We start from the raw sequence: 269 nt of genomic DNA on the forward strand, positions 1-269 counted from the left end.
GCTTTGCCGCCTCGGACACCAGTCAGACGCAATCGGGCACATAGCAGCGGCACGGGCGGCGGTGGTACGGATGGATGCCACTGAACAGCAGGACCGCGTATGGCGTATAGACGATGCCGACTACTCGCGACTTTGCGTCGCATTCGCAATTCTGGACGACCAACTATCCGTAGCGTCACTGGACGATATCGCGAATGCAGAGACAAGCATTGCTGAAGGCTTGCTCGGAGCCGAACGCGAACCGGTCGTCGTCGAGCCGATTTGACGTC

1 protein-coding gene is annotated in these 269 nt (G+C 59.5%); it reads left to right on the plus strand.

The genetic code is table 11. The features are described from left to right. Positions 1 to 265 (plus strand): hypothetical protein (locus tag SB753_RS37590; protein WP_410805228.1); only part of this gene is annotated, 265 nt, incomplete at its 5' end. Positions 266 to 269 lie beyond the last annotated feature (4 nt).

Origin of the sequence: Paraburkholderia sp. SIMBA_053 (genome assembly GCF_046534895.1) — a bacterium.
GTDB classification, from domain to species: Bacteria; Pseudomonadota; Gammaproteobacteria; order Burkholderiales; family Burkholderiaceae; genus Paraburkholderia; species Paraburkholderia caledonica.